The 24755-nt window shown below is 50.8% G+C and carries 23 protein-coding genes; 8 read left to right on the top strand and 15 right to left on the bottom strand.

The features are described 5' to 3' along the window. Window positions 1-61: 61 nt before the first annotated feature. On the top strand, window positions 62-2479 hold the full coding sequence (locus V8F51_RS10750; protein WP_337100200.1) for a hypothetical protein: 2418 nt from the start codon (window positions 62-64) through the stop codon (window positions 2477-2479). Window positions 2480-2545: 66 nt separating this feature from the next. On the opposite strand, the gene V8F51_RS10755 is transcribed toward V8F51_RS10750, so the two are convergent. The 3 genes from V8F51_RS10755 to V8F51_RS10765 form a co-directional block, all read right to left on the bottom strand. Further along, on the bottom strand, window positions 2546-2986 hold the full coding sequence (locus tag V8F51_RS10755) for a disulfide oxidoreductase (RefSeq protein ID WP_337100201.1): 441 nt from the start codon (window positions 2984-2986) through the stop codon (window positions 2546-2548). A 137-nt stretch (window positions 2987-3123) separates the two neighbouring features. Then, window positions 3124-4221 carry a DUF4179 domain-containing protein gene (locus V8F51_RS10760; protein ID WP_337100202.1) on the bottom strand — a complete coding sequence of 366 codons (1098 nt, stop codon included), beginning with the start codon at window positions 4219-4221 and terminating at the stop codon, window positions 3124-3126. Continuing rightward, window positions 4169-4714, bottom strand: coding sequence for an RNA polymerase sigma factor (locus V8F51_RS10765; protein ID WP_337100203.1), 546 nt, complete (start codon window positions 4712-4714; stop codon window positions 4169-4171). Before V8F51_RS10765 ends, V8F51_RS10760 begins: the two co-directional genes overlap by 53 nt. 162 nt (window positions 4715-4876) lie before the next feature. Between V8F51_RS10765 and V8F51_RS10770 the strand changes: the two genes are divergently transcribed. Further along, window positions 4877-6742, top strand: a complete 1866-nt coding sequence (locus V8F51_RS10770; RefSeq protein ID WP_337100204.1) for a 3-oxoacyl-[acyl-carrier-protein] synthase III C-terminal domain-containing protein — start codon at window positions 4877-4879, stop codon at window positions 6740-6742. Then, window positions 6739-7638, top strand: coding sequence for a DUF6999 family protein (locus tag V8F51_RS10775; protein WP_337100205.1), 900 nt, complete (start codon window positions 6739-6741; stop codon window positions 7636-7638). The genes V8F51_RS10770 and V8F51_RS10775 overlap by 4 nt, the downstream gene beginning before the upstream one ends. Window positions 7639-7650: 12 nt before the next feature. On the opposite strand, the gene V8F51_RS10780 is transcribed toward V8F51_RS10775, so the two are convergent. The 5 genes from V8F51_RS10780 to V8F51_RS10800 form a co-directional block, all read right to left on the bottom strand. After that, window positions 7651-9096, bottom strand: coding sequence for an amidase family protein (locus V8F51_RS10780; RefSeq protein ID WP_337100206.1), 1446 nt, complete (start codon window positions 9094-9096; stop codon window positions 7651-7653). Window positions 9097-9185: 89 nt separating this feature from the next. After that, a complete protein-coding gene (locus V8F51_RS10785) occupies window positions 9186-9650 on the bottom strand; it encodes a hypothetical protein (RefSeq protein WP_337100207.1) in 465 nt (154 codons plus the stop codon). Between the two features lie 156 nt (window positions 9651-9806). After that, window positions 9807-10421: an alpha/beta hydrolase gene (locus V8F51_RS10790; RefSeq protein WP_337100208.1), complete on the bottom strand. Its 615-nt coding sequence runs from the start codon at window positions 10419-10421 to the stop codon at window positions 9807-9809. Window positions 10422-10470: 49 nt separating this feature from the next. Beyond that, a complete protein-coding gene (locus V8F51_RS10795; RefSeq protein WP_337100209.1) occupies window positions 10471-11445 on the bottom strand; it encodes a ring-cleaving dioxygenase in 975 nt (324 codons plus the stop codon). A 30-nt stretch (window positions 11446-11475) separates the two neighbouring features. Continuing rightward, window positions 11476-11919, bottom strand: coding sequence for a MarR family winged helix-turn-helix transcriptional regulator (locus tag V8F51_RS10800; RefSeq protein WP_337100210.1), 444 nt, complete (start codon window positions 11917-11919; stop codon window positions 11476-11478). A gap of 218 nt (window positions 11920-12137) precedes the next feature. Here V8F51_RS10800 and V8F51_RS10805 point away from each other — a divergent pair, with 218 nt between their 5' ends. Beyond that, window positions 12138-12767: a M15 family metallopeptidase gene (locus V8F51_RS10805; protein ID WP_337100211.1), complete on the top strand. Its 630-nt coding sequence runs from the start codon at window positions 12138-12140 to the stop codon at window positions 12765-12767. A gap of 317 nt (window positions 12768-13084) precedes the next feature. On the opposite strand, the gene V8F51_RS10810 is transcribed toward V8F51_RS10805, so the two are convergent. The 4 genes from V8F51_RS10810 to V8F51_RS10825 form a co-directional block, all read right to left on the bottom strand. Continuing rightward, window positions 13085-14107, bottom strand: a complete 1023-nt coding sequence (locus V8F51_RS10810; RefSeq protein WP_442956416.1) for an LLM class flavin-dependent oxidoreductase — start codon at window positions 14105-14107, stop codon at window positions 13085-13087. 122 nt (window positions 14108-14229) lie between these two features. Next, window positions 14230-14688 (bottom strand): RrF2 family transcriptional regulator, encoded by a 459-nt coding sequence (locus V8F51_RS10815; protein WP_337100213.1) that lies wholly within the window; start codon window positions 14686-14688, stop codon window positions 14230-14232. 87 nt (window positions 14689-14775) lie between these two features. Beyond that, window positions 14776-15174, bottom strand: a complete 399-nt coding sequence (locus V8F51_RS10820; RefSeq protein ID WP_337100214.1) for a VOC family protein — start codon at window positions 15172-15174, stop codon at window positions 14776-14778. A 287-nt stretch (window positions 15175-15461) separates the two neighbouring features. Beyond that, complete coding sequence (locus V8F51_RS10825) at window positions 15462-16370, bottom strand: aldo/keto reductase (RefSeq protein WP_337100215.1); 909 nt, start codon at window positions 16368-16370, stop codon at window positions 15462-15464. 276 nt (window positions 16371-16646) lie between these two features. Between V8F51_RS10825 and V8F51_RS10830 the strand changes: the two genes are divergently transcribed. Together V8F51_RS10830 and V8F51_RS10835 are read left to right on the top strand one after the other, a co-directional pair. After that, on the top strand, window positions 16647-17474 hold the full coding sequence (locus tag V8F51_RS10830) for a hypothetical protein (protein ID WP_337100216.1): 828 nt from the start codon (window positions 16647-16649) through the stop codon (window positions 17472-17474). Window positions 17475-17542: 68 nt separating this feature from the next. Further along, on the top strand, window positions 17543-18574 hold the full coding sequence (locus V8F51_RS10835) for a ParB/RepB/Spo0J family partition protein (RefSeq protein WP_337100217.1): 1032 nt from the start codon (window positions 17543-17545) through the stop codon (window positions 18572-18574). A gap of 161 nt (window positions 18575-18735) precedes the next feature. Here the strand turns inward: V8F51_RS10835 and V8F51_RS10840 are convergent, their stop codons facing one another. Together V8F51_RS10840 and V8F51_RS10845 are read right to left on the bottom strand one after the other, a co-directional pair. Then, window positions 18736-19599, bottom strand: coding sequence for a metallophosphoesterase (locus V8F51_RS10840; protein WP_337100241.1), 864 nt, complete (start codon window positions 19597-19599; stop codon window positions 18736-18738). A gap of 51 nt (window positions 19600-19650) precedes the next feature. Beyond that, window positions 19651-21147 carry a DUF4153 domain-containing protein gene (locus V8F51_RS10845; RefSeq protein ID WP_337100218.1) on the bottom strand — a complete coding sequence of 499 codons (1497 nt, stop codon included), beginning with the start codon at window positions 21145-21147 and terminating at the stop codon, window positions 19651-19653. A 126-nt stretch (window positions 21148-21273) separates the two neighbouring features. Here V8F51_RS10845 and V8F51_RS10850 point away from each other — a divergent pair, with 126 nt between their 5' ends. After that, window positions 21274-23070 carry an ABC transporter substrate-binding protein gene (locus tag V8F51_RS10850; protein WP_337100219.1) on the top strand — a complete coding sequence of 599 codons (1797 nt, stop codon included), beginning with the start codon at window positions 21274-21276 and terminating at the stop codon, window positions 23068-23070. A gap of 82 nt (window positions 23071-23152) precedes the next feature. Here V8F51_RS10850 and map read toward each other — a convergent pair whose 3' ends face one another. Beyond that, on the bottom strand, window positions 23153-23896 hold the full coding sequence (gene map / locus V8F51_RS10855; RefSeq protein WP_337100220.1) for a type I methionyl aminopeptidase: 744 nt from the start codon (window positions 23894-23896) through the stop codon (window positions 23153-23155). A 331-nt stretch (window positions 23897-24227) separates the two neighbouring features. Between map and V8F51_RS10860 the strand changes: the two genes are divergently transcribed. Further along, a complete protein-coding gene (locus V8F51_RS10860) occupies window positions 24228-24749 on the top strand; it encodes a C40 family peptidase (protein ID WP_337100221.1) in 522 nt (173 codons plus the stop codon). Window positions 24750-24755 lie beyond the last annotated feature (6 nt).

The raw sequence follows: 24755 nt of genomic DNA on the forward strand, positions 1-24755 counted from the left end.
GATCTGCATCATTCGTCTATAAATGGAATAAATTATGTGATCGAATGAGGGAGTGGCTATTATGAAGCTGCGCAGACGGCGTATTATAACGATCGTCAGCATCGGTATTCCGGTGCTGGCGGTTATATTTTATCTTGTATGGGCATCCGATACGAAGAGCGAGTCAGTTATTCCTGCCGCAACACCTCCTGTCCAGGTAAAGCCCCTTGCTGACGCAACGCCGGACTGGAGCCCTCCCGCCGAACCGTTTGCTCCCGATACGGCGGAGCCGCTTGTACTTTGGAGGAAGGAACAAAGCAGCATTTACGTACAGAACTCGCAACTCTATTACTCATCGGACGGAGTAGACGAGCAAGTTCTCTATGTTTGGGAGAAGGCTCTCCCCACGCAAGCGTGGGTTAGCGAGAGTGCTCTGCTTATTGGCACTCAGCTTATCGACAGCAGCTCCGAGCAAGAAGGACATCGCGGCGCATGGATCTCGGTGCAGACGCAACCTGCGCCTGCAATTACGGAGCTGGACAACATCTACTTCGGACCACAGCAGGTGCTAGCCGTCACGGCCGCCAATGAACCTCGTATCTTTCTTGTCATGGCGCGCAACGGCGTATCCAACTTCTCCGAATATATCGTCGCACCCTCCCATAAAGAATGGATCTCGAACGACAGACGAATATCGTTTACCCCAGATCCGAATGAGCCTGGGACAAACAATCAGCTTCGTTATTTCTCTAATGTCCATGTCTTTCCTTTACCTGAAGGCTCGAGCATCTATAGCTTTGCCGATGATTACAGCAGTCTTCTCTATTTTCAATCCGCTCATCCTTATGCACTGCGTTATATAGACTATAGCCTAACCGATGTAAGACAGGTATTCTCTCTCAATGAACATGGGAACCGCCTCGTAGGGCGCTTCAGCAATGAAGTTGGCGATGAGGCGCTCTCCTTTCTCGACCTATCGTTTGAGTATATGCCCTATGAGCCGAGGCTATGGGAAGGCGCGTGGCAAACCTTGAACAACTATACTTTCACCCGTGCTGCGTCAGAGAAAATTGAAGTCATTCAGTATAAAGAACAGACGCCTTTTGATGCCAATACGCCGACGTATGCCGCCTTTCCAACGGGAGAAGCCCGTTTGATCACGACGAAAGGAGCGCTTGCGGAGTACAACGTGCGAGGAAAGACCGAATATATTTCCTTATATGATTTCGTGAACACGGAAGAGGCGTCTCCCGGCCATCTATGGATTTCGCCATTAAAAAAGTTCGCCGTCAAGAATGAAGAGCGTCCCGCTTATACACCCGCACACTTCAGCTACGAGATTCCCGAATGGAGCTATCAGGACTACAATACGAACAAGCCGGTTCCGGAAGAGCTGATTGATACAATGCGAGAAGTAAGACCAGGAGAAGATTACGGTTATGCAAAAGTATTTCGCAAGCTTGGGGCACAATGGTTCATGTTATACGATCGTTATTTCTATAAATATATAGATGGGGAGTTAAGCGAGATTGGAGAGCTTCCAGTCACAGTTACGGTTTCGACCGGAGAAGCGTTTAGCGGACGGGGAGCGATGGACTTCGTTCGTTGGAAAGAGGCTTGGTGGATCGCGGATACCGAAGCTTCACGCGTCATCAAGCTGAATGACAAGCTGGAGCTTGAAGCCGAATTCCCGATTCATACTCCTTATCATTTAACCGCGGATGGCGAACAATTGCATATTACATCGATCGCCGGCCGATCTACGGTTGATGATCAATTCAAGCTTCTGAATACGAAATCATTACAATTCGAATCCACCGCGAACAAGAAAAAAACGATGTTCGAGGGTTTCATGCCGCATCAATTGTACGAGGATACATCATCAGGGCTTACTTGGTACTATTTGGACGGTTCCCTCTATCAATATGAAGCCAAGAAACAGAAGTCACGCTCCCTTTATATAGGCTACACGATCAACGCGCAAGCGCAAGTGAAGATCGTCCCTTACAAGGATGAGATCATTGTAATGCTTGACCATCGGCTCGAACGGTTCGATCGACAAGGAAATTGGTTAAGCACCCTCGCGTATCCGCGTTCCATTCCTGACGGCCTCTACGGTATGACAACGCGGGGGGAAGGCAACTTGATGGTCGATGAAGCATCGCAATTGCATTATTTAATTCAAGGCTATAAGATTTTGGCCATTGATTTGGCTCATAATGAGGTGAATACGGTGTTCCGTCAAAACTATGCCGATATAGGTCCGCTTATGAGGCATGGGAACAACATTTACTTCGTGCTGCATAGCGACCTGGAAGAGCGCTATCGCCAGCTTGTGCAACAAGAAGAGACTAGCAGACCTCTATATACCGAAGTCGTGAAAATCGATATGCAAACTCAGGCGGTCAGCCGGTCTGTCGTCGATGGCTACTATAGCACCTTCGAAATGGAAGGCAACGCCGGCGATGAGCCTTCTTTCGTTTTAACAGGCTATAACTAATCAATAGGCATCCATAAAAACAAAGAAACCCAGCGTTCTTGCGAACGTTGGGTTTCTTAGACAATCTCATATTTGTTCCGATTGTTTCACAACTGCTCTGATACGAAGCAGCGCGACCAAGATGATGATGAACGCAGTTAGCGCAAGCATCGGTATCGTAATAAAGCCGAACCAGTTCAGATAATCGCCTTTGCACGAAACCGGACCGCATGCATTAAGCGTGGAATCATGAGGAAGCTTCTGCAAAATCGTGTGGTACAGCGAGAAACCCCCTCCGATCGCGACGAGGGGCAGCGCATACGACACGATGCCTTTATCCCCCTTGGCATACGCGACTATGAACAGCAGCGTCAGCGGATACATGAATATGCGTTGGAACCAGCATAAGCTGCAAGGCACGAAATGTTGCACCTCGCTGAAATACAAGCTTCCCGCCGTAGCCAATACGGCAACTGCCCAAGCGGTAAACAGCCAAAACGATACTTTCTTCTCCTGCTCTTCGGTCAAGCCAAGCCCTCCTTGTTCTCTAAACGAACTCTCTCCTATTTTCGCTTAAAAAGCCGCTTCCGCACATGACTCGATCGAGCTATCCGCAGCCAGAAGCAGACATCATCCCGCCACATGCTGCTCATACTGGCATCTCATTATTTTGCGATGACGTGAAGGGTAAATTCTAAATCTTTTAAGTAGTGTTTCTCCCTTGTGTTCTCCGATTTGTAAGGCTTAACGATAAGCGTCTTTGGCAATTCCTTGAACGGCTCGAACATCCGTACGTTCACATATGTGTTCTCGTCCGCTCCCGGGCCAGTGCTGCCTCCAAGCTCTGTTACGACCTCTCCTCTTTCATTCTCGATGTCGTAGCTGATGCGATCGCCGATCGGATCCATCTCATGGCCTGCTTGGAAGTGCAGCAGAACCTCCAACTGCATCGTGGCATTAGTCATTTCCAGCTTGTTGATGCTCATCTCGAAATCGCCATGCGACTTCACGTCCTCCGAAGCAAGCACGATATATTGATTCGTCGTCCTCTCGACAGGGAACGTCAGCTTGAACTCTTGATCAATCGTCGCATCCTGAATCTTAACCTCGAATTCGAATGTCTCCGGCAAATCGAACGACGATGACCCGGTTGCTCCTACGTCCGGCTGTATCGTTAGAATGGAGGAATGATGATACGCAATATCAGAGGCCAAATGGCGCGTAACCACAAGCTTTTCTCCATTCGCGCGGACCTCGATGACATCGCTTGGCGTCTCGCCTTTTTTCAGGGCAGCAATATACACATCCCTCGATTTGTCCACCCACTTCTTAAGCGGCGGGTTCTTGCCGTCACTCGTCTCTCTCGTCAGCACCATCGAAATGCGAGTGCCGTCATACATCATATCCGATATCGTGAACGTCACACCGTCATGGGTTACGCTCGTATTCACATTCTGAATCATCCCTTGCTCGGCCGCCGTCTTCAGCCCGGCATCGCCTGCCTGACCAAACAACCCGCCGATCAGCGGCAGCTGGTTAAGCGCGCTCGCCATCATTGGCGACACGAAGCCTGAACCTATGAGGCAAATGATGACCGCCGCCGCGGCTGCAACAGCGATACTGCCTCTGCCTATGCGGCTTCTCTTTTGAACCGGGGCTGTCTCCCGTTGCTGCAGTTTATCCCATACAGCCTCTACCGCTTGATCACTGTTAGCGCGGAGATAAGCCGGTTTGGCCTGACGAATACGACTCTCCAAATTCATCGCTATCACCTCTTCTTAGTAGGTTCTCTAACTGTTTCCGTCCTCTTGCCAGTCGCGTTTTCGCCGCACCTTCACCCATATTCAGCGCATAAGCAATTTCTTTGACAGACATCTCCTCAAAATAATACAAAATTATCGGTATCCGGAATTTGTCTGCCAAGCCCATAATGCCTGCGTACACTTCCTTATCTCTGCTGCGCTGCATGTACACGTCCTCCGTGCTGGCAATACTTATGTCCGGAACATGCTCAGCCAGCTTCTCCCGCTTCTGATTCCGGATCGTGTTCAGGCATTGATTAATGACAATTCGAACGAGCCACGGGTACGGCCGATCCGTTTCCTTCAATTGCCGCACTTTGAGATACGCATTTACGAATGCCTCCTGCACGACATCCTCCGCTCTGCTCCGATCCCGCACATACGTATAGGCTACATAGCAGAGCCGATCATAATATTGCTCCATCCATTCCTTTAATTGCTTATCAATCTCCAACTGTCTCTCACCCTCTTCCCTACTACAATGACACATGAGAACCGAAATGGTTTCATCAAAAATTAGGGTAACGCACCAGTACCATAAAAAGTTGGAACTATCCGTTACTAGCCCCTTAAGCGATTATGGGATATATACCATATCCTTCAGGAGGTGTACAGGATGAATCACGTCTATGTAACGAGCATGGGAAAATTTCTGCCGGGAGAGCCTGTCGGCAATGAAGAGATTGAAGACTATCTTGGCCGAATCAACGGCAAGAGCTCCAAGTCAAAGCGCCGCATCCTCGAGCAAAATAAAATACGCTACCGTCATTATGCAATCGATAAGCAGCAGCGGAGCTTGTACAGCAACGCCGAGATGGCGGCTTTAGCTATTCACGATGCACTAGCGCGCAATTCGAACGCGCTGGATGAAGGGATCGACTTCCTCGCCGTCGGCACAACGCAGGGCGATTTGCTCGTGCCCGGCTTCGCAAGTATGGTTCATGCCGAGACCGGCTTGCCCGTCATGGAAATCGCTACGCATCACGGTGTTTGCGCCAGCGGTATGCAGGCGATGAAGAACGCCTATCTGCAAGTGCTGTCCGGCGAGAGCCGCATTGCCATATCGTGCGCAAGCGAATTTCCGAGCCGCGTCTTCAAGCATACACGGTTCGAGGCGCAGCAGACGTATCGCGATAGCGCCGTCCCGTTCGATACCGATTTCCTGCGCTTCATGCTGTCGGACGGCGCAGGCGCGGCCGTCCTGCAGAACGCGCCTGCTGCGAGCGGCCTGTCGCTGCGCATCGAATGGATCGACAACAAGTCGTATGCGAACAGCTATGACGTGTGCATGTACGCCGGATCTAACAAGGACAACAAAGAGCATACCGGCTGGAAGGATTATCCTTCGGTACATGAAGCATCCGACGACGGGGCGATGAATCTGAAGCAAGACATTCGGCTTGTGAATGAAATGCCCAAGGTTGGCGTCGATCGTTTCTTCGAGCTTGTGGAGGAAGGCGCCGTCGATCCTTCCTCGATTGACTGGATGGTATGCCACTATTCCTCGCATTTCTTCCGCGACGAAATATTCCGGCTGTTGAAGCTCGGCGGCTTAACGATTCCCGAGGAGAAATGGTTCACGAATCTATACACGAGGGGCAATACGGGAGCAGCATCGATCTACATTATGCTGGAGGAGCTGCTTAGCAGCGGCAATTTGTCGCCAGGCGAAAAGGTGCTGTGCATGGTGCCGGAGAGCGGCCGATTCCAAACCTCGTATATGCTGATGACGGTTGTCGGTTCGAAGGACGCAGCAAGTAAAGCTCCGTTCGAGGAACGCATGCCCGAAGCCCCGCAGCTTGCGTATGACGCGTCCATTGATGTGCAGGCGCAGCTCGTTCGCCAGCTTGTACGCGTATGGATCGACTTCGAGCAGAAGCTGGCCCGCGTACCCGTTATCCGCAAGCTGTACGAGGGCAAGTTCACGATGAATGACTACAAAGCATTAATGGAAAATATTCGCCAGCAGGTCATCGACGGCTCGCAATGGATCGCGCGGGCAGCGTCTTACATCCCCATCGAACATATCGACCTTCGCTCGACGTTCATAGCGCATGCCCGCGATGAGCACCGCGATTTTCAAATATTGGAGCGTAATTATGTGGCGGTGGGGGGCGATCTGGGAGCTATTCAATCAGGGGAGAAAAATATCGGCAGCGAGGCGTTGTCTGCCTACCTGTTCCAGCGCGCGAGCCGCGACAATCCCGTCGACCTCATCGGCGCGATGTGGATTATCGAGGGACTCGGCTGCCGGATGGCGCGTTATTGGGGTGAAATGATTCGCGACCAGCTTGGGCTGAACGACGAGCAGGTGTCTTTCTTGCTGTATCATAGCGACTCCGACGAGCTGCACTTCGAGCGGCTGGAGACGGTCGTTCAGCATCCGCTGCTGACAGCGGACATTGCAGCACGTATCGTGAAGACGGCCAAGACAACGGCACGGTTATATTTGCTGCAGTTAGAGGAGCTGAATAATGTATGAGCGAGGCCGACTATTTCCGCAATATGAAGCATGACCGGAATGATCCGAATCCTTTTCTCGCGATCTATCTCGATCAGAGCATTCCTTTCAATGAAGAGGCGAAGGCCGCCTATTTGAAGGACTGTTCCAGCAGGTCGCGGCAGTTTCTGCTTCCGCTGCTTCGCCCGCTTGCCCGTCTATTGATTATTTTGCTGCAAATCTACAAGATCATCGTACCGAAGGCGCTCACGTCCTCACGCTTGCTTCACCGTGTGCTGCATTGGGGCATGAAAACATTCGTCAGCCCGAGCGCCAACTATATGATCCTGCGCCACTTCTACCTCGGATCGGAGGTGCTGCAGTTCATTCGCGACAATGTGCCGGGCGTGAACATCACAATGAATCCGCTCAAGCCAACGAATTTGGAACCGGTGAAGGATGATCTGTTCCTCATCCATGACCTCAACTTATACAACTTCGTCATCAATCTGAACAAGGAATTGCGCGACAACAAGCTTGAGGTGACGAAGCAGGATCGGCTTAACTTTGCGGCCATTACAGCAAGTCCGCTGCCCATCGAACCCATGCCGAGGCGATGGACGAACTTCATGGATTTGACGACGGCGATTGAATGCTTCACTCCCGTGTATCAGCTATTCCTGACTGACAACGATTTCTGGCGGGCTACTAATTCATTGCAATTGGATGAAACGATCGGCATTCTCGCTTCGAAAATTATCGGCAGCAACGATAGGCTTGCGCTCATTAATAACAAGCATCCGATGGTGCCGCTGACGACGCTAAGAGCCGGTTTCCGGCTCGTCCTGCACGGCCTCGCGACGGAGCAGCTGCACGCGCTGCTCGTCGAGCTGAAGCATAAGCAGGAGCAAAAGCCGGGATCGGAGCTTCCAGCTTAACGCGGAGCGCGATTATTCCAGATCAGGCGGGAAGCGGCTTTTCGTCGCTTGCTCGAAGCTGTAGGCGAGCCGAATTAATGTCGGCTCGCTATATGCCGTTCCAGCGAAGGCAATGCCGAACGGTCCTCTCGTCGAGAATTCGTTCGGATGGCGATAGCCATTCTCGGACCAGCCTGCAGGAACGGTTATGAGCGGATAACCTGCTTTAGCAGCAGGATCTTGCTCGTCATGCATCGCCGGCAGCAGCAGCGCATCCAGCCGATGCTCATTCAGCGCATAATCGATCCCTTGCTCCCGAGCTCTCTCTTTCGTGCGGGCTGCTCTTGCCAAGTAAGCAGGGTCATTCGTCGTTAAGGTCATCGTTTCCGACCATTCAAGCACGCCTTGTCCGTACTTCAATGCGGCTTCCGCATGCTCCTTATTGAAGGCGATCACGTCACGCAAACTTCTTACGGACACATCTGGTGTTATCGGCAACGCAGACAAATAATCATTCACGCCTTGCTTGAATTCAATCGCGAGCAGCTCATCCTCCCATTCAGCGTCCTCGCAAGGCAGCTTCACATCGTCAATGATTGTCGCCCCCTGCTCCTTCAACATTGCGATCGCTTCTTCCATAATCGCAAGTCTTTCTTTATGCAGACGACGATAGTAGAAACGCGGAATGCCTATGCGCGCTTGCTTCAAGTACGTCGCATCCAAGTACGGCGTATAGTCAATTTCGGTTAATGTCCCTAGTAATATTGCCGCATCCGTCACCGTCCGCGCAATGGGTCCTGCCGTATCTTGTCTATGAGAGATCGGAATGATGCCGCTGCGGCTAATAAGGCCGATCGTCGGCTTGATGCCGACGACCATGTTCTGACTAGCCGGCTCAATGATCGAGCCGTCCGTTTCCGTTCCGATTGCAGCCGCAGCCAAATTAGCCGCAACAGCAACAGCCGACCCGGAGCTTGATCCGCCGACGAACAGCTCGCCCGGGCCGTACGGATGCAGCGTCTGCCCGCCTCTTGCGCTATAGCCCGACCACATTCCGTCCGCCATAAAGTTCGCCCATTCCGTCATATTCGTCTTCCCGAGTAAGACAGCGCCGGTATGGCGCAATCGTTCGACCAGTGCGGCATCCGCACCGGCTACAGATTCGGCTAATGCCAGCGATCCAGCGCTTGTATGCATCCGATCCTTGGTTGCAATATTGTCCTTGAGCAGAATCGGTATGCCATGAAGCGGCCCTCTGCTGCCTTTCTCTATCCGCTCCCGGTCAAGCTCTCTAGCAATCTCTAGCGCATCCGGGTTCACTTCCAGCACCGACCTAAGCTTGCCGTCGAACTTCTTAATCCGATTCAAATAAGCCTCAGTCAACCGCTCTGAGCTTATCCTTCCATCTTCCATAGCGAGCCTCATACTCCCTATATCTGCTTCAATTATCCATTGTTCCAACTTGACGTTTTCACACATAAGACGCATCCTCTCTTGACTACTATTTTAATCATAGAAAACAGAGTGGCAGAGAAGAAGATAAAATTTGATTCAAATCAAAAAATACTTTATTTCAGAAAAACCAACACAATGAGAAAAACAGTCGTCGCAAGCGACAGGATGCCCGAATACGGCCATAATTTCTTAGCATGATAAGCATAGTTCGAGACACCGTAATAGAGACTGGCACCAACTATTCCAAACAGACTGGCCAGAATAACAAATCCATTAAACCCGCTCATTATGATGAAATAAAGGAATGGCAGTGCACCGCCTAAAAAATAAAGAGGAAGCTTATACAGAATCTTATCTTCGGGGATCGTTTTGCGCGTTAAATAATCGACGATTAGCGAAATGATCGTTGCATATCCGTAGTATATAATCCAATAATACGGCCTGGTGGCCGTCTCCGGCCACTTGTCGAAGTGGAGACCATTCGTGATGAGAATCGTCACCAAATAAAGCACGCCTGAACCTATCAGCTTCGAAGCAGCATATTGAGGAATGTGCTTCCCTTGCCATGACTGAACCATATTCATGCTCCTCTCAGGTTCCCGAATATTGTTTAATAGGTTCAGTATAATCCCTAAGAGCAGATTGTCGCAGTTCTATCTTTTATAGAACTTACCATAAATGTAAAATAGCCCAATGCTCTATTGCAGCATCGGGCTCCCACTTGTGAACACTATTTAGTTAGTAACATAGTTCGTATTGAACCATTTTGCCGCTTCGAGCACTTCGCCGCGCGTCAGTTGATGGCCGTAGCTTTCCCAGTGCAGCGTCACCTCAGCCGATGCGCCCTGCAACAAAGCAGCCAAGTCAGTCGTTTCGCTCGGCGGGCAGATCGGATCGTTGTCGCCTGCTCCGATGAAGATTGCGGTTCCGCCAAGATCGGGCAGTGTAATGCCTCTTCGCGGCACCATCGGATGGAAAAGAATCGCGCCATTCAGCACGTCTTTATAGTGGAATAACAAGCTGCCTGCGATATTTGCGCCATTCGAATAGCCGATAGCGATAACGTTGTTCCGGTCGAACTTGTATTGCTCCGCGCTCTCGTCGACGAACGACTTCAGCTCCTCCGTACGGAAGATCAGGTCTTCCTCATCGAAGATGCCTTCTGCCAGCCGGCGGAAGAAACGCGCAGCGCCGTTCTCGGATACGTTGCCCTTCACGCCTAGCATCGATGAGCCGGGAGAGATCATTCGCCCGATTCCTAGCAAATCCTGTTCGCTGCCTCCCGTTCCATGCAGCAGCAGCAGCGTCGGCGCATTCGGATTATCGCCTTGCTCAAAAATATGTTTCATACTCCTCACACCTTTCTATATTTTCAATCTTTGATTGCTATTCTAATCGTTAGCCAATTGGCGTGCTGAGCGGCTGCAAGCCCGCTTCGATCTGTGCTCTTCTGCCTTCTAAGAATGGAGGCAAGGAAAGCGTTTCGCCGAGATGATGAATGTCCTCGTCCGTATCGAAGCCTGGTCCGTCAGTCGCAAGCTCGAACAAGATGCCGTTTGGCTCGCGGAAGTACAACGAACGGAAGTAGAACCGATCCACGAAGCCCGAGTTTGGAATTCTTACGCCGCGGATGTGCTCAATCCACTCGCGCAGCTCATCGTCATTGTCGACGCGGAAGGCAACGTGATGGACACCGCCGACGCCCTGCACCTCGCGAGGCAGATCGTTCCGCTCCTCGATATGGATCTCTGCGCCGCTACCGCCTTCTCCGGTCTCATAGACGACAATATCCTTTTGTCCCGCGACAGTCGATGCGTATTGGCCTTTCTGACGGAAGCCCATAAGCTGGGTCAACACGAGAGCGGTCTGTTCTGCATTGTGGACCGTCAGTTGAACCGGACCTAAGCCGATAATGCCATACTGCGCTGGGACAGGGCTTTTCTCCCACGGTATGCCGCCTGCGACGCCTACGTTGTTCTCGTCGGAGACAAGCACGAGACGCTGACGCTCGAAGTCGCGGAAAGCTAATGTCTGACGGCCGGCGCGTTCGATAATATCGTCATGCTCGACGCCGAACTCGGTGAAACGTTCTTTCCAGTACGTAAGTGCCGCATCGCTTGAAACTCGCAATGAAGTTGTCGAGATACTGCTCACGCCTGCGCGGTTCTGCGGTACACCCGGAAATTCAAAGAACGTCAATTCCGTTCCCGGATTGCCTTTCTCATCTCCATAGAACAAGTGGTACACCGAAGTGTCGTCCTGATTGACGGTTTTCTTTACAAGACGAAGGCCTAATATTCTTGTATAAAAATCGAAGTTCGCAGACCCTTTGCCAGTAATTGCCGATACGTGGTGGATACCTTTTAATTGCATAATATGGACCTCCCGAAATGGATGTATTTTTTACTTCTGAATTTTTCTCAATAGTCGTACGAGCTGCTTCTTCTCATCCCGCGTCAAAGCATCGAATTGCGATACTTGGAACCGCTCCTGCTTAGGAACAACTTCGGCATATAGCGCTTTGCCTTTGTCGGTTAGCGATACGAGCTTGATCTTCCATTGCTGCTCGCGAGTAATGAGCCCTTGCTCCTCCAGCTTCACTAACAGCTGCGTAATATTCCCTTTAGTAACGAACAGCTTATCCGCAAGCTGCTGTTGCGTAAGCTTTCCTTGTTCGCCAATCTGCGCGATCACATCGAATTGAGCAACCGTCATATCCCATTTTTTCAAATGCTGCTGTGTCTCGCGAACGTTATGACCGTATACCCGGGACAAGCGGTACCAGATCAACAACCCTAACCGTTCGTCTTGCTTGCTGTAATCAGACGCTGTATCGTTTGGCTCCAACTTATCACCTCGTTTCTTCTTCTTGTACTCAGTTTAGATCTAAACTGATAATTTGTCAACTACTTAACTATTCATTATCATTTCTTACTTTAGACTTAAGACTAGGGCGCAAACATAGCTCGTATGATAATATTAGCGGATAACTTATCCCACTTTTGCAGCATACTTATACAGCCATAATTCCGATATTTATCGGCAACATTTGAAGGAGAACACGAATGATTGAACGCACTTCCTTTACGCCCGGCACGATGCCTCAGCCTCCGCTTCCCTCTAGTCGGAAGTCGGCAAGCAGGCGCAGACGCAATCAGTTCCTTATATTCATCATTACTTTCCTTATAGCAGTTACAGCTTGGAAGCTGCTTCAACGATCAGGCGCAGAGCTGCCTTTCACACCTGAAATTAATGTGCCTCCCGTTACGGAATTACATCCGATTGTTGCAGCCAAACAGCAAGAGCTAATCACGCAGACTGCCGCGGCTGGCATTACGATATTGATTACAGACGGCTTCCGTTCCACTGAGGAGCAAAATGCGCTGTACGAGCAAGGAAGATCATTGGATGGACTTGTCGTGACGCAAGTTCGCGGCGGTCATTCGTACCATAATTACGGCCTTGCGATCGACTTCGCGCTTCGAACGAAGGAAGGCGATGTCGTGTGGGATATGAAATATGATGGAAACGGGAACAGTAAATCCGACTGGATGGAGGTTGTCGCGATCGCGAAGAAGCTTGGCTTCACTTGGGGCGGAGACTGGGACAACTTCAAGGACTATCCCCATCTACAGATGGACTTCGGCTACTCCATTCGCGAATTGCTGCGAGGCAAGCGTCCTCTGGTGGAATAGAACAACCGGTTTGGCATGAATGGCACATTGAGGCGAGGTAGAGTGGATTTTGTACAATCAAATAGGTCACTTTGGTAAAAAAGTTACTTTTGAGTGGAAACAATACAGTCTAATTCGTCATTTGTACTCGTTTCAGCCTACACACCCGCATTAGGCTGTACTTATTCCATGCAAACACCGCTCCCGCCGCCAATTGCTCTTTTTGATTGGATGAAATCCATTCTCCTAATGGTTGGTCGTTGAAATTTTTCAATTACATCAAAAGAAACCTCCAAGCGACTGCGCAGCTGCAGCCCACTTGGAGGTTTCTTTCTCACTTATTGGTACAAGCTCGAGACGATTTCGTACGAACGCAATCTAGCCTGATGATCGTAAATATGAGCCGCTATCATGATTTCATCCGCGCCTGTCGCGGCTATGAAGTCATCCAGCTTTCGCTTAACCGTATCGGGACTGCCGATGATGGACGATCCAAGCTGCTGCTGGATAGCAGCCTTCTCTTGTTCGCTCCATACTTCATCCATATTGTCGACCGGCGGTTTAAGCGGGCCTGGACGGTTGCGGACGAAGGACAGGAATAGCTGCTGCATGGACGTCGATAGTCGAATCGCTTCCTCATCCGTATCGGCGGCAATTACGTTGACCGCCACCATGCCATGAGGCTTCACCAGCACTTCGGAAGGCTGGAAGCTGCTTCGATACAGATTCATCGCCGGTACCGTGAAGCCCGGAGAGAAATGTCCTGCGAAAGCGAAAGGCAATCCAAGCTGTCCGGCTAGATTCGCGCTAAAATCGCTGGAACCTAGCAGCCAGATCGGGATGTCTTGTCCTTCGCCGGGAATCGCTCTTACGCCGCGATTAACCGTGGAGCCGCCCGGCTCTAAGAAGGCGCGCAGCTCTTCCAACTGATCCGGGAAGTCGAGCCCATTGCTGCGTCGACCGCCGCGAAGCGCTGCCGCAGTCAGTTGATCAGTGCCTGGCGCTCGTCCTAAGCCAAGGTCGATGCGCCCTGGAAATAGCGCCTCAAGCGTACCGAATTGCTCGGCAATAACGAGCGGCGCATGATTGGGCAGCATAATGCCGCCTGCACCGACGCGAATCGTAGATGTGCCGGCAGCTACATGGCCGATTACGACAGAGGTTGCCGAGCTTGCGATACTCGGCGAATTATGATGCTCCGCGAGCCAAAAGCGGTTATAGCCCCATTGCTCCGCATGGCGGGCAAGATCCAGCGTATTATGCAGCGAATTGGCTACTGTGCCGCCCTCTATAATGGGGGAGACGTCCAATACTGACAACGGAATCGATCTGTGTTGCATTTGTTCATTACCTATGGACATACGTTCACCTGCTTTATTGTATTGGTTGTAGATACAGTAACTGTATGAAATAAAAATACATTATATCCGGGAGTAGGCCATAACCGGCTGCGGTTGCGCCCGCTTCGTTATGCCTGCTCCAGTTACGATTGCTGCGGCTGCTCGGATAACTTCTTCTGACTCTGTTGACAAAGCCGGATTCGTTCAAGCACCGTTTGGATCGTATTCTGTTCCAAATACGATACGTAATATTGCTCCGCTTCATGGAAGAAATGATCCATTACGCCTTCGATATTCGCGGACACGAGACATTCCTCGTCCGGATTGCCCGAGCACCAGTGCGGCTTAAGCGCGCCGCCGCCGAAAGCTCTGTATACTTCCGCAAGCGTGACCTGCTGCGGCTCGCAATTCAGAATATATCCGCCGCCAATGCCTTCCTTCGTGCTCACAAATCCATGCTTGCGCAATATGCCCATAATCTTGCGAATACGAGTCGGATTCGTCGATACATTCCGCGCAATCGTCTCGCTGCTCGCCATATGCTCCGGCAAGTAAGCCAGCAGCACAAGGCTGTGAACAGCGACTGTGAATTCACTATTCATCGATGCAACGCCTCCTATGAAGGATACTGTAATTCTATTTCATACAGTTAATGAAGTCAATCTTCTTGTCTTACGCTTGCCTTCCGATTACTCCGGCTGCTGCCACACCTGATATTTGTTCCCATCCGGGTCCTTGAAGTTAAGCTGATGCCCGCAGACTCCTTCATCACGAACCTCAGCTTCGAGCCATAAGCCAGCTTGCCGCAGCGATTCATACAACTTCTGAATATTGTCCGTTTCGAAGCAGATCGGGAACATTTCGAACGTCTCGCCCACTTCCGTCCAGCCTGTTGTCGCAAAAGTAAGCGGCGTCATATTCGGGCTTGGCTGCAGAAACAACCATCCGCCGTCACCCATAATCATAATCGCCCCTCTGCCTGGCTCGATCGCTGACCGAAGCTTCATGCCGAGCACTTCTTCATACCATTTGGCCGATCTCTCCACATCCGATACAGGGACATACGCGCATTCAATTCGTTTAATCATCTTATTCTCTCCTCATAGCTTAGGCGAATCAGCGAATCAGTTCACCCAAGTCTCCGAATGATATCCTTTCATAAAATGAAGCAAACGTTCCAATATAGCGACGCCTCGCGTCTCGGCTGTTTGCGCCTGCTTCTGCCATGCGATAGCCTATTCTCAGCCGATTGTAAGTATTGGAAAAGATAACCACAAAATCATATTAACGCAGAACATTTGTTCTGTAAACAACAAAAAAGAGCAAATCTCTTTAACGAGATTTGCCCCATTTTTCTGCCTGAAAGCCTTGCTTATTAACGGTGTTGCTCGTAACGATTAGCGCGCGAGATGCGACGAATCGCTTCAAGCTCAAGATCCGATAGCGGCGCAGCGTTGCCAGCCTCAACATTAAGCCGCAGTTGCTCGAACGAGCTTGCGCCCGGTATAGCGATAGCGACCGCCGGAGGCGACAGCGCATAACGAATCGCTGACTGCGACAGGCTGCGCTCCTGCAAGTCCAGCTCCAAGAGCTGTTCCCGAACGTGAATCGCCTCATCCTTGCCGTAGTCCAAATAACCTTTGTCCGCCTTGGCTCTTCCGTTGCCGGTCAATATCCCTTTCGCGACCGGTCCTCTGGCGATCAGACTAATCCCTTTCTCGGCAAGCAGCGGCAGTACTTCTTCCTCAGGCCGTCTATCTAAAATGCTGTACTGGCTCATCACGCTCACCATATTCGAACGCTTCGCATACTCTCGAATAACATTCGGACGGATCGACGATATGCCGTAATAACGGATGAGTCCTTCCTGCTTCAGCTCTTCGAACGCCTCAATCGTCTCATCGATCGGGTCGTCCAATGTCCCTCCATGTAGCTGATACAAATCGATATAGTCCGTTTGAAGCCTCTGCAAGCTCCCCTTTACCGAATCCTTGATGTATGCCTTGGAAGGATCCCATACCCAGCCCTCCTGCCCCGGCACGCGCCGATTGCCAACCTTCGTAGCCAGAACGACGTCCTGCCGTCTGCTGCGAATGGCCTCGCCTACGATCGACTCGTTCAAGCCGTCATCATACAGATCTGCCGTATCGAAGAAGTTGACGCCAAGTTCCAGCGCTTGCTCGACCAGCCTCATTGCCGCTTGCTTGTCCGTTCCAAGCGACATGCAGCCGAGACCGATCTCGCTAACAAGCAGATCCGAGCTTCCTAATTGATTTTTTCTCACCCGTAATTCCCTCCTCTAGTAGCTTCTTATAGAAGCCTAAATGACATCCCGTATATACCAAACGATAGAACTTAATTTTAGACGGTTGACCGCTTAAAATCCATTTCTATTTCGCTTGACGAATCTCCTGCCCGTCCTGTATATTGGTGGAAATTAACCAAATACCGACCCGCTTACGATGGAAGCACCCGTAAGAGAAGGCGCGCTCGCGCCCTTTCTTGTTGGTGCTTTTTTTGGCGTTCTGCCGCGGGTCAAATTCCGAGGAGGTTAACATTAATGATTATGAATTCAAGATGGCCGATTCTGCTTGCCACGATGCTGCTTGCGATTGTCGTCGCAGTTACCACAGCTGTACCAGCTGCATTCGCCGCCCCGTTCGAGCTCACCGTCACGTACAAAACCGCCTTTGACAAAATGACCGCGAGCGCCGACAAGACAACCGCTGCCAAGCTTAAGCAGCAATATACCGACCTGCTGGCAACTCAGAAGCAAGAGGTGTCATGGGACAAGCTTATAATCGGGCTGCATGACCGCAACACGGCAGCCGAGACTGCCGTGAAGGAAAAGATCAAGCAGGTAGACGCCTCCAAGCTTGCGAAGCTGAAGGCCGAAGCAGACCAAACTCGCGACAAATACGCTGACTTATTCGCGCTGTACGAGAAGAAGAACAGCCAGATGCGACTGGCGAAGTCCATCGACAGCAAAACGGCTGTCGCGCTGCTGAAGCCCCAGGTGGACAGTCTTAAGATTGCCGTCGCCATCGCTCGCGAGGAAATTCGCGGCAAGGACGCCGCCTATAAGACAGCGAAAGCGGCTGCCGCGAAGAAGATCGCAGCCTACAAAAAGACGCTTTCGGGTATCGAGCCTTATGAAGCGAAGATCAAGGCGGCCAAAAGCACGAACAGCAGCACCAAGAAGCTGTTCGACGCGGAGACTCGAATTGTAAAGGACGCGATTAAGAGAGGCGAATTGAAATGGACGCTTGATTCGTTCGCGAAGCTGCTGAGCTACTCGAAGCAAATCAATGACAACAAAACAAAAATCTATGGCTACGAGGGACAAATAGCGGCAATTATCGCGGCAACCGGCAAGCAAATCGTTTGAGTTTAATTTCCAGATGTCGTTATGTAGGTTATAATAGGTTAGCCTAACTTAACGATAGGAGAAATGATATGGATATTATACAAATAGCTACGGATTTAATTGACGAGGATAAAGATCAGCCTAGATACCAATTCGATGATGAAGCGTTGCAGGAGCTTATGAAGAGCATCGGGGAAATCGGTCTGTTGTCTCCTATTAAAGTGAGAACGACCGACGACGGACGTTACAAAATTATTTACGGCAATAGAAGATACAAAGCTTGCAAAATGCTTGGACTGCCTACTATGCCGTGTATCGTGTCCACCGTGACGGACGAGCTGGAAATTTATTTGGAGCAAATCGCGGAGAACTTAACACGGGAAGGGTTCTCTCCGATCGAAGAGGCGGAAGCGTTCAACAAGCTGCTGAACGACCCAAAATTCCGCAGCTCTACCAAATATTTGTCAGGCAAGCTTGGCAAGCCGGAATCGTATATTAAGAACAAGTGCGAGCTGCTGAAGTTCAGCAATGCCGTGAAGAAGCTTATCGTAAGCGGAACAGAAATTCGGAAAGACAAGCTGACCGAGGATCAGCTTCTACCGCTTAAGGACTTGCCGATGGAGCATCGCGATCCGATTGCGCTCATCGCGGCGCGCGATGAGCTGCCGGTCAGCGATGTGAAGAAGATCGCAAAGCTGTTCAAGGACAAGACGATCTCGGAAAGCACGAAAGCGAAGCTTCTGTTCAAGACAGGCAGCGGCTTACTCGAGACTTGGGCGACCCATGAGCAGAACAAGGCGGAACGCGCTAAGCCCGCCGAGTCTAAGCCTGCCCCTGCTGTGGCCGGGGCTGCGGACATCACCTTCCATGAAGGCAGCGCACAGACCGCCACCGCTGCTGCCGCTCCAATTGAAGCGAAGCTTTACAAGCTTATTTCGTCCATACCGAGCCATAGCCCGCTTAGCAGCTCGTTGCTAGCCTCCGTGCAGAACATCGATGCCGCGGATCAGCTTGGCTTCTCGCATATGCTCGATCAGTTGATCGACACGCTGGAGAAGCATCTCGCCGAATGGAACGCCGTGAAGCAGCTTATATCGGCTGCGAATGAAGTTCAAGCCTAACATTACAGTACATTAGCAATAATTTGTAATCGTATTGAAATATTTCTTTCATCCCTCTTTAATAATAGAGGGCTATAATAAGTCTCAACCCCCTTTTGAAATATAGAAATACTTTAAGCCCCGCAGCCCGTTGCTGCGGGGCTCTTTTTGCCCTTTTCCACCTATCGTGTCAGCTCAACCATAATAATTTCCGGACGGTTGAATACCCTTTGCGGAAAGGTGCTGTTTCCTAATCCGCGGCTAACGATCATCGTTGATGATTCACTCACGTACTTGCCCGCGTCGTAACGGGGAAACAAACCTTGGTTGGGAGCAAGCAGTCCGCCTATGAACGGCAGCCTAATCTGTCCGCCATGCGCGTGGCCGGAGAATGTCAGATCGATTCGGTTGTTGGAGTAGACGGCGAACATCTCAGGCCTGTGGGACAGCAGAACCGTGAAAGGTCCCTCCTGCGTGTTGTTTGTCTTTTCATCGAATGAATCCAGCACCTTCCGTATTCTCTCGTCAGCGCCTATACTCCCCCGATATGTTCTACCGTCGAACGTCGGATCATCTATGCCGATTAAGCGGAAACTTCCATCTCCCAGCTTAATGGTTTCGCCTGCATTTCGCATCACTTGAACGCCGAGCTCAATCAGACCATCCTCAAGCTCGCCGTAGCGTCCCGAACCCCATTCATGGTTGCCGGTCACGTAATAGACAGGGGCAAGCTTCATCATCTCGCGCATCGCCGTCAAACTAGTCTCCGCGTTATACCGCCTCGCGTCCACCAAGTCGCCGGTCACGACAATGAGATCAGGCTTCAGCTTTGCCACCTTGCGGACTAATTGGCTTTGATTATCGCCGAACATTTTGCTATGCAAATCTGATAACTGTACGATGCGGTATCGATCGAAGCCGCTGGGCAACTTATCCGATTGCATACGGAATGTCGTCGTCGTGATCGCGTTATTTTCGAAATATAGGAACGGAATTCCTAATCCAATGACGACAATAACTGCAATCAACCATTTCTTCTTCGTCATTCGCAGCCTTGCAAAACGCATAGGTCCCTCGTCTCCTTTCTTACCCAACTCTTATTTAGCCCTCTGTATCGCCACGCTCCATGACTGCCACTTGCCATGCGAGCTTGCCTCGCGCCTCCAATTCAATACAGCCGCGTCTATGCCTTCCAGCTCAGGATGCTGCTTCTCCAATCGATAGATCGCAGGAGCTGCGTCCAAGGAAAGCGTGCTTAAATACGTCATATCAATAATGCCTGATTGTTGGAATCGTTCTATGTTGTTGCCCGCGATTCTCGCATCGATATTCAAATAGTTCATGAGTACGTACGCCGCGATCGATACGCCGATGTATGCTTTGGCGAGTGAGAAGCGTTCCTTCCAAATACGGAACACGGCTATGACACATAGCACCGTCAAATAGATCATGAAGCCGTGTACGAGTAGCCTAACCTGCGTATATCCGTATGCTTCTTCATATAAGGACAGGCGGCTGTAAGCAGAAATGAGCATAACGAGCGTGCAGCCGATAAGCGATGTCAACGACAGCTTCCGTACCAACTCCGCGCCTCGGCCAGCTCGGCGTATTCGATGAAGACCTCCTAGAAGCAGGCATACATTAATAACAGACACGACAACAAGCTCGACAAAGCCTCTGCGGGCGTACTCGGCATAAGCAGAACCTCCGGGAAGCATCCCGCCTGCCGCGCCGAACAAATAAGAGAATTGGATGCTCACAAACAATAAGTATACCGCATTAATACTTAGAAGAAATGTACCTGCGGTCACGGGATCGAGCATGATTTTCCCCCGATCGCCTGCGCCTGCAGCTTGCAGCGGAGCATCCTTCGAATCTCCGCTGGACTTACGGAACAGCAGCACCCATATGTAACAAAAAGCGTAAAGGGCGACAACTGCGCCATACAGACTGCGGCCGATTAATTCGTCTACAGAGCTTAGCTGGAACAGCTCGGGAATCTTGTTCAGCCACGACTGAAATATCGAATCTGCCGACGCCAGCAGCGTAATGACGACAATAAGCAGCGGTGCGGCGAGCAGCAGTCCGATGATGACTTTTTTGAACGCGGCATGCTTCGCATCACCCTTCTCCTGATCCTTCAGCCGGCTGACAATCAAGCCGAATGGCACTTTCACATAGGAGAATGGTTTTATGAGGCTCAAGAACAGCAGCTCGCTGTAAAATTTCCCGCGATACCAAGGAAGGGCGCTGCTCTTCGTCAGCAGCACCGTTTGCGAGATAATGAGCGCGAATAGAACAAATCGATTTAATACACGGAAAATGTCATTTGCGAACAAGCTGTAGGTCAATGTCAGCAAGCCAATCGGCACAAATAAAATCCACGCTGAGCTGAATTGTCCCCTCCACTTCTCGAAGCCGCCAATTCGTCCTTTCACTGCATAGAAAAACAGTCCATAAAAAGCGGCAACAACCAGCAGCATGGACAGACCTGCTCTCGTATCTATGAACAAATATTGACTCAGAAGTCCGAATACACAGGCTAGTACGACCATTCTATCGTATTTCTTCTGCCAAGGCGCCGGATCTCTCATTGGTTACACCTCTACTTTTGCACAATTTGTGATGAAGCTCCTTTTATTGTAACCTAGAAAACAAGAACAAAAAGTGCAAGTTCGAAACTGGAAATTTCATATTTTAAGAACGGGAGTGTTTCACTGGTGAAAATACGCCGTCATTACATAACGTTAAGGCGCGCATACGCTCATGTGCAAGAGGGAGCAGAGGTAGAGGCCACGACGCAGGAGCTCGCCGAATTGCTGGAATGCACGCACCGCAATATGGTCATGCTGCTGCAGCGGATGCAGCAGGAGAATTGGCTGCAATGGCAGCCGAAGCGCGGCCGGGGCAACCGCTCTCTGCTCACCTTCTTAGCAGGCGCTGATGCCCTGCTGCTCCAAGAGGCGCAAGAGCTTGTCCATAAGCAGGATCTGCAAGGCGCGCTTGCGATCGTGCAGTCGGCGCAGCAATCCACAAGCGTACAAGACCGCTTCCAACAATGGCTTACTGGACAGTTCGGCTTTCACTCCGAGGTGCAGGGCAATCGTCGTACCGACATCCTTCGCTTCCCGCTTCCGCAGCGCATCCATTCCCTTGACCCTGCGGCTATTCATTATACGAGTGAATCGCATCTTGTTAATCAGTTGTTCGACGGACTTGTCCGCATGGATGCGAAGGGCGAGTCGATTCTGCCGCATCTCGCGCATGCGTGGGACGTTGATGAGAGTCGAACGTTGTGGACCTTCTACTTGCGGAAGGGAGTATTGTTCCATAATGGAAGGGAGCTGTCTTCATCCGATGTGAAATATTCGCTGGAGCGTCTCCGCGCACTCGCCCCGAGCGGGCTTCACGGATGGGTCTACGCCGGGATTGCTTCGATGGAGACGCCGGATGATACGACAATTCGCATTCGGTTATCCGAACGGAACGAAGCATTTTTGGCATTCCTCGCAACGAATCGCGCCGCTATCGTACCGCAAAACGGATGCGACCCGGAGAGCGGGCAATTCCTCGGCAGCCCTATAGGCACCGGACCTTTCAAGCTGGCTGGCCAAGAACAAGGCGTATGGGTACTGGAGGCGTTCGCTCCTTATTTCCAGGGGAGAGCCTTTCTCGATCGGGTAGAAATATGGACGGTAGAGGTGACGACAGAACGCGGATTGATGGAGCCCGAGCTGGAGAGCTTCCAGCTCATGCATAATGTGCGAATGAGCGAAGCGGCGAGCGAGCAGTGGCAGCAGGTTCGCCAGTCCGGCATGACTTGCAAGTTCATAACGGTTAATGAGCTAAAGCATGGTCCGCTTGCGAATCCCGCGATCCGTGAAACAATCGATGAGGCCATCAGCCGTGAACGATTATTAGAGCTGCTCTCCGGCGATGTCATTGAGGAAGGGGATAGTTTCTGGCCGCAGCAGTCTGCAGCTGCTTCGAATGTCGAACTCAAACCCGCCTTGACTGCTGCCAATATTCGCGTACGGCTAGCCGAGGCCGGCTATAACGGGGAAACGCTTGTGCTGGCGACGATCCCGCAGTATGAAGCGGATGCCGCGCTTATCCAGCAAGTATGCGCGGAAGCAGGTGTCTCCATTGAAATAACACTTATTGCTGCCGAACATTTCAAGGGGAAAGCAAGGCTCGAAGCCGATCTGCTCTTGTTCGCCGTCATGCTGGACGAGCATAGGGAGCTTCGGCTCGTCGACCTGTACAAAAGCATTCAGCAGCATATGCTGCCGGCCATGTACGCAACGCTCGGCGAGCAGCTTCAGTCGATTTTGTCAGAGGCCGATCCGAAGAAGCGAAAAGAGCTGTTTCTGGCGATCGAGGATGAGCTAAAGAACACGCATAGCCTATTGTTTCTATACAGGAAGCATTTGAAGACAGCTTTCCACCCATCCATACGAGGAATTTCGCTCGAGTCGCTCGGCTGGGTTCGTTTTCGCGACATTTGGTTTACGTGACAGTTGGCAACCAAAAAAAAGAAGCTGCCGAGGGCGACCATACTTGCCCTGGAACAGCTTCTTCATCATTTCCCGCAATATGCTAAGCCACCGTCAAAATAATCGGAGCTTCCTTCGTTATAATGATCGTATGCTCGTGCTGGGCCGCAACGCTGTTGTCCGGCGAACATAATGTCCAACCGTCCGCCTGCTGAACGACGTAATCCGCGCCGGTGGAAAGGAACGGCTCAATCGTAATAACAAGCCCTTCGCGAAGCACCCGCTTATCTCTCTTATTATAGAGAGGCGAAATTTGCGGCCATTCATGCACCGCTCGGCCCACGCCATGGCTGCACAGATCGCCGATGATCTGATAGCCGCCTAGCTTCGCCTGCTGCTCGAACATTTTGCCAATCTGATTCACCTTTACCCCGTGCTTGAGCGAAGAAATGACCTTCATCATCGTCTCATGCGTGAAGCTGCAGAGCCTCTGGATTTCCTCCGTATAAGGCGCTATTTGAAAAGATGTGCCTGTATCCGCTACATATCCGTCCTTCTCCGCACATACATCGACATTGACCAGATCGCCAGGTTCGATTCTGCGGCTGCCCGGTATGCCATGCGCCACTTCATTATTGATGCTAATACAAGTGTGTCCTGGGAATTGGAACGCCTTCTTCGGCGCGGAGAAAGCACCGTGGCTCCCCAGCAACTGTCCGCCAAGCTCATCCAGCTCTCTCGTCGTCATTCCCGCTTGCGCTTGCCGCTTCATCTCATTCAACGTAATCGCAACAATGCGTCCGATCTCCTTAAGTCCATCTATATCTTTCTGTGTGTCTGCTGTCATATTTCCTTCCACTCCCATCTCTAGTTGTTGGCTTCAATTTTCTCTTTCTTATCTAATCGTATCACTGATTACAGCTGCTTACTACCTGATCTGACCCGTCAAAAAACGGAAATGCGGCATTCTAACATAGCGCTAGCTCGATAACAAGTAAAAAATTATTCATACAATCTCATCTTCATTGGGCATAACGCGTCAAACCTGCGCCAGCGCTCGTCTTGCACCAAGGCAACAGGAATAGAGTAGGTTTCCATGCCAATTTTTGCAGGGTTTTCGCGGCTTATTTTTTAAATTTATAATACGTGAGACACTACTGAAGAGGAGCGATACCCTAATGAAACAAGGATTCAAAACAAAACTTGCGGTACTCATGATGGCGGTTAGCATTCCTGCTGCGGCATTGTTACACGATGTGAGCTTCGCAGCATCTGCATCCGTGGAGGCAAAACGAAACAAAGTTGTCCAAACAGCTATTTCCCTTAAAAACAAAGTGGATTACGTACACTGGAATCAGCGTCAAGAGAGCAAGCCTCCATACAAAACGGACTGTTCCGGTTTCACATACTTGGCATACAGACTTGCGAATGTCGGCGTAACACTCGTTAATCGAGACGACGACGCTCAAGCAAAGGTTGGAACGAAGGTCTCATGGGGCAAATTCGAGAAAGGCGATCTGATCTTCACATGGAATAGCGGCTCGAAAAACAAAAGCGACGTTGGTCATGTAGGCATCTACATCGGCGACGGTAAAATGATCCACAACGCAAGTGTCAGCCAAGACGTTGTCATCTCCAACATTTACAGCGGCAGCTACTACAAAGACAGATTCGTCGTTGCGAGACGCGTCATTAAGTAAACGTTC

The sequence above is a fragment of the Paenibacillus sp. YIM B09110 genome (genome assembly GCF_037167145.1).
Lineage (GTDB): Bacteria > Bacillota > Bacilli > Paenibacillales > Paenibacillaceae > Pristimantibacillus.

Excerpts from the sequence above, each read along its gene's own strand:
- V8F51_RS10860 (WP_337100221.1), top strand. The coding sequence starts at position 24,228 with ATGAAACAAGGATTCAAAACAAAACTTGCGGTACTCATGATGGCGGTT.
- V8F51_RS10830 (WP_337100216.1), top strand. The coding sequence starts at position 16,647 with ATGATTATGAATTCAAGATGGCCGATTCTGCTTGCCACGATGCTGCTT.
- V8F51_RS10840 (WP_337100241.1), bottom strand. The coding sequence starts at position 19,599 with ATGACGAAGAAGAAATGGTTGATTGCAGTTATTGTCGTCATTGGATTA.
- V8F51_RS10820 (WP_337100214.1), bottom strand. The coding sequence starts at position 15,174 with ATGATTAAACGAATTGAATGCGCGTATGTCCCTGTATCGGATGTGGAG.
- V8F51_RS10775 (WP_337100205.1), top strand. The coding sequence starts at position 6,739 with ATGAGCGAGGCCGACTATTTCCGCAATATGAAGCATGACCGGAATGAT.
- V8F51_RS10760 (WP_337100202.1), bottom strand. The coding sequence starts at position 4,221 with ATGAATTTGGAGAGTCGTATTCGTCAGGCCAAACCGGCTTATCTCCGC.
- V8F51_RS10805 (WP_337100211.1), top strand. The coding sequence starts at position 12,138 with ATGATTGAACGCACTTCCTTTACGCCCGGCACGATGCCTCAGCCTCCG.
- V8F51_RS10770 (WP_337100204.1), top strand. The coding sequence starts at position 4,877 with ATGAATCACGTCTATGTAACGAGCATGGGAAAATTTCTGCCGGGAGAG.
- V8F51_RS10790 (WP_337100208.1), bottom strand. The coding sequence starts at position 10,421 with ATGAAACATATTTTTGAGCAAGGCGATAATCCGAATGCGCCGACGCTG.
- V8F51_RS10785 (WP_337100207.1), bottom strand. The coding sequence starts at position 9,650 with ATGGTTCAGTCATGGCAAGGGAAGCACATTCCTCAATATGCTGCTTCG.
- V8F51_RS10810 (WP_442956416.1), bottom strand. The coding sequence starts at position 14,107 with ATGTCCATAGGTAATGAACAAATGCAACACAGATCGATTCCGTTGTCA.
- map (WP_337100220.1), bottom strand. The coding sequence starts at position 23,896 with ATGACAGCAGACACACAGAAAGATATAGATGGACTTAAGGAGATCGGA.
- V8F51_RS10835 (WP_337100217.1), top strand. The coding sequence starts at position 17,543 with ATGGATATTATACAAATAGCTACGGATTTAATTGACGAGGATAAAGAT.
- V8F51_RS10795 (WP_337100209.1), bottom strand. The coding sequence starts at position 11,445 with ATGCAATTAAAAGGTATCCACCACGTATCGGCAATTACTGGCAAAGGG.
- V8F51_RS10750 (WP_337100200.1), top strand. The coding sequence starts at position 62 with ATGAAGCTGCGCAGACGGCGTATTATAACGATCGTCAGCATCGGTATT.
- V8F51_RS10845 (WP_337100218.1), bottom strand. The coding sequence starts at position 21,147 with ATGAGAGATCCGGCGCCTTGGCAGAAGAAATACGATAGAATGGTCGTA.
- V8F51_RS10780 (WP_337100206.1), bottom strand. The coding sequence starts at position 9,096 with ATGTGTGAAAACGTCAAGTTGGAACAATGGATAATTGAAGCAGATATA.
- V8F51_RS10815 (WP_337100213.1), bottom strand. The coding sequence starts at position 14,688 with ATGAATAGTGAATTCACAGTCGCTGTTCACAGCCTTGTGCTGCTGGCT.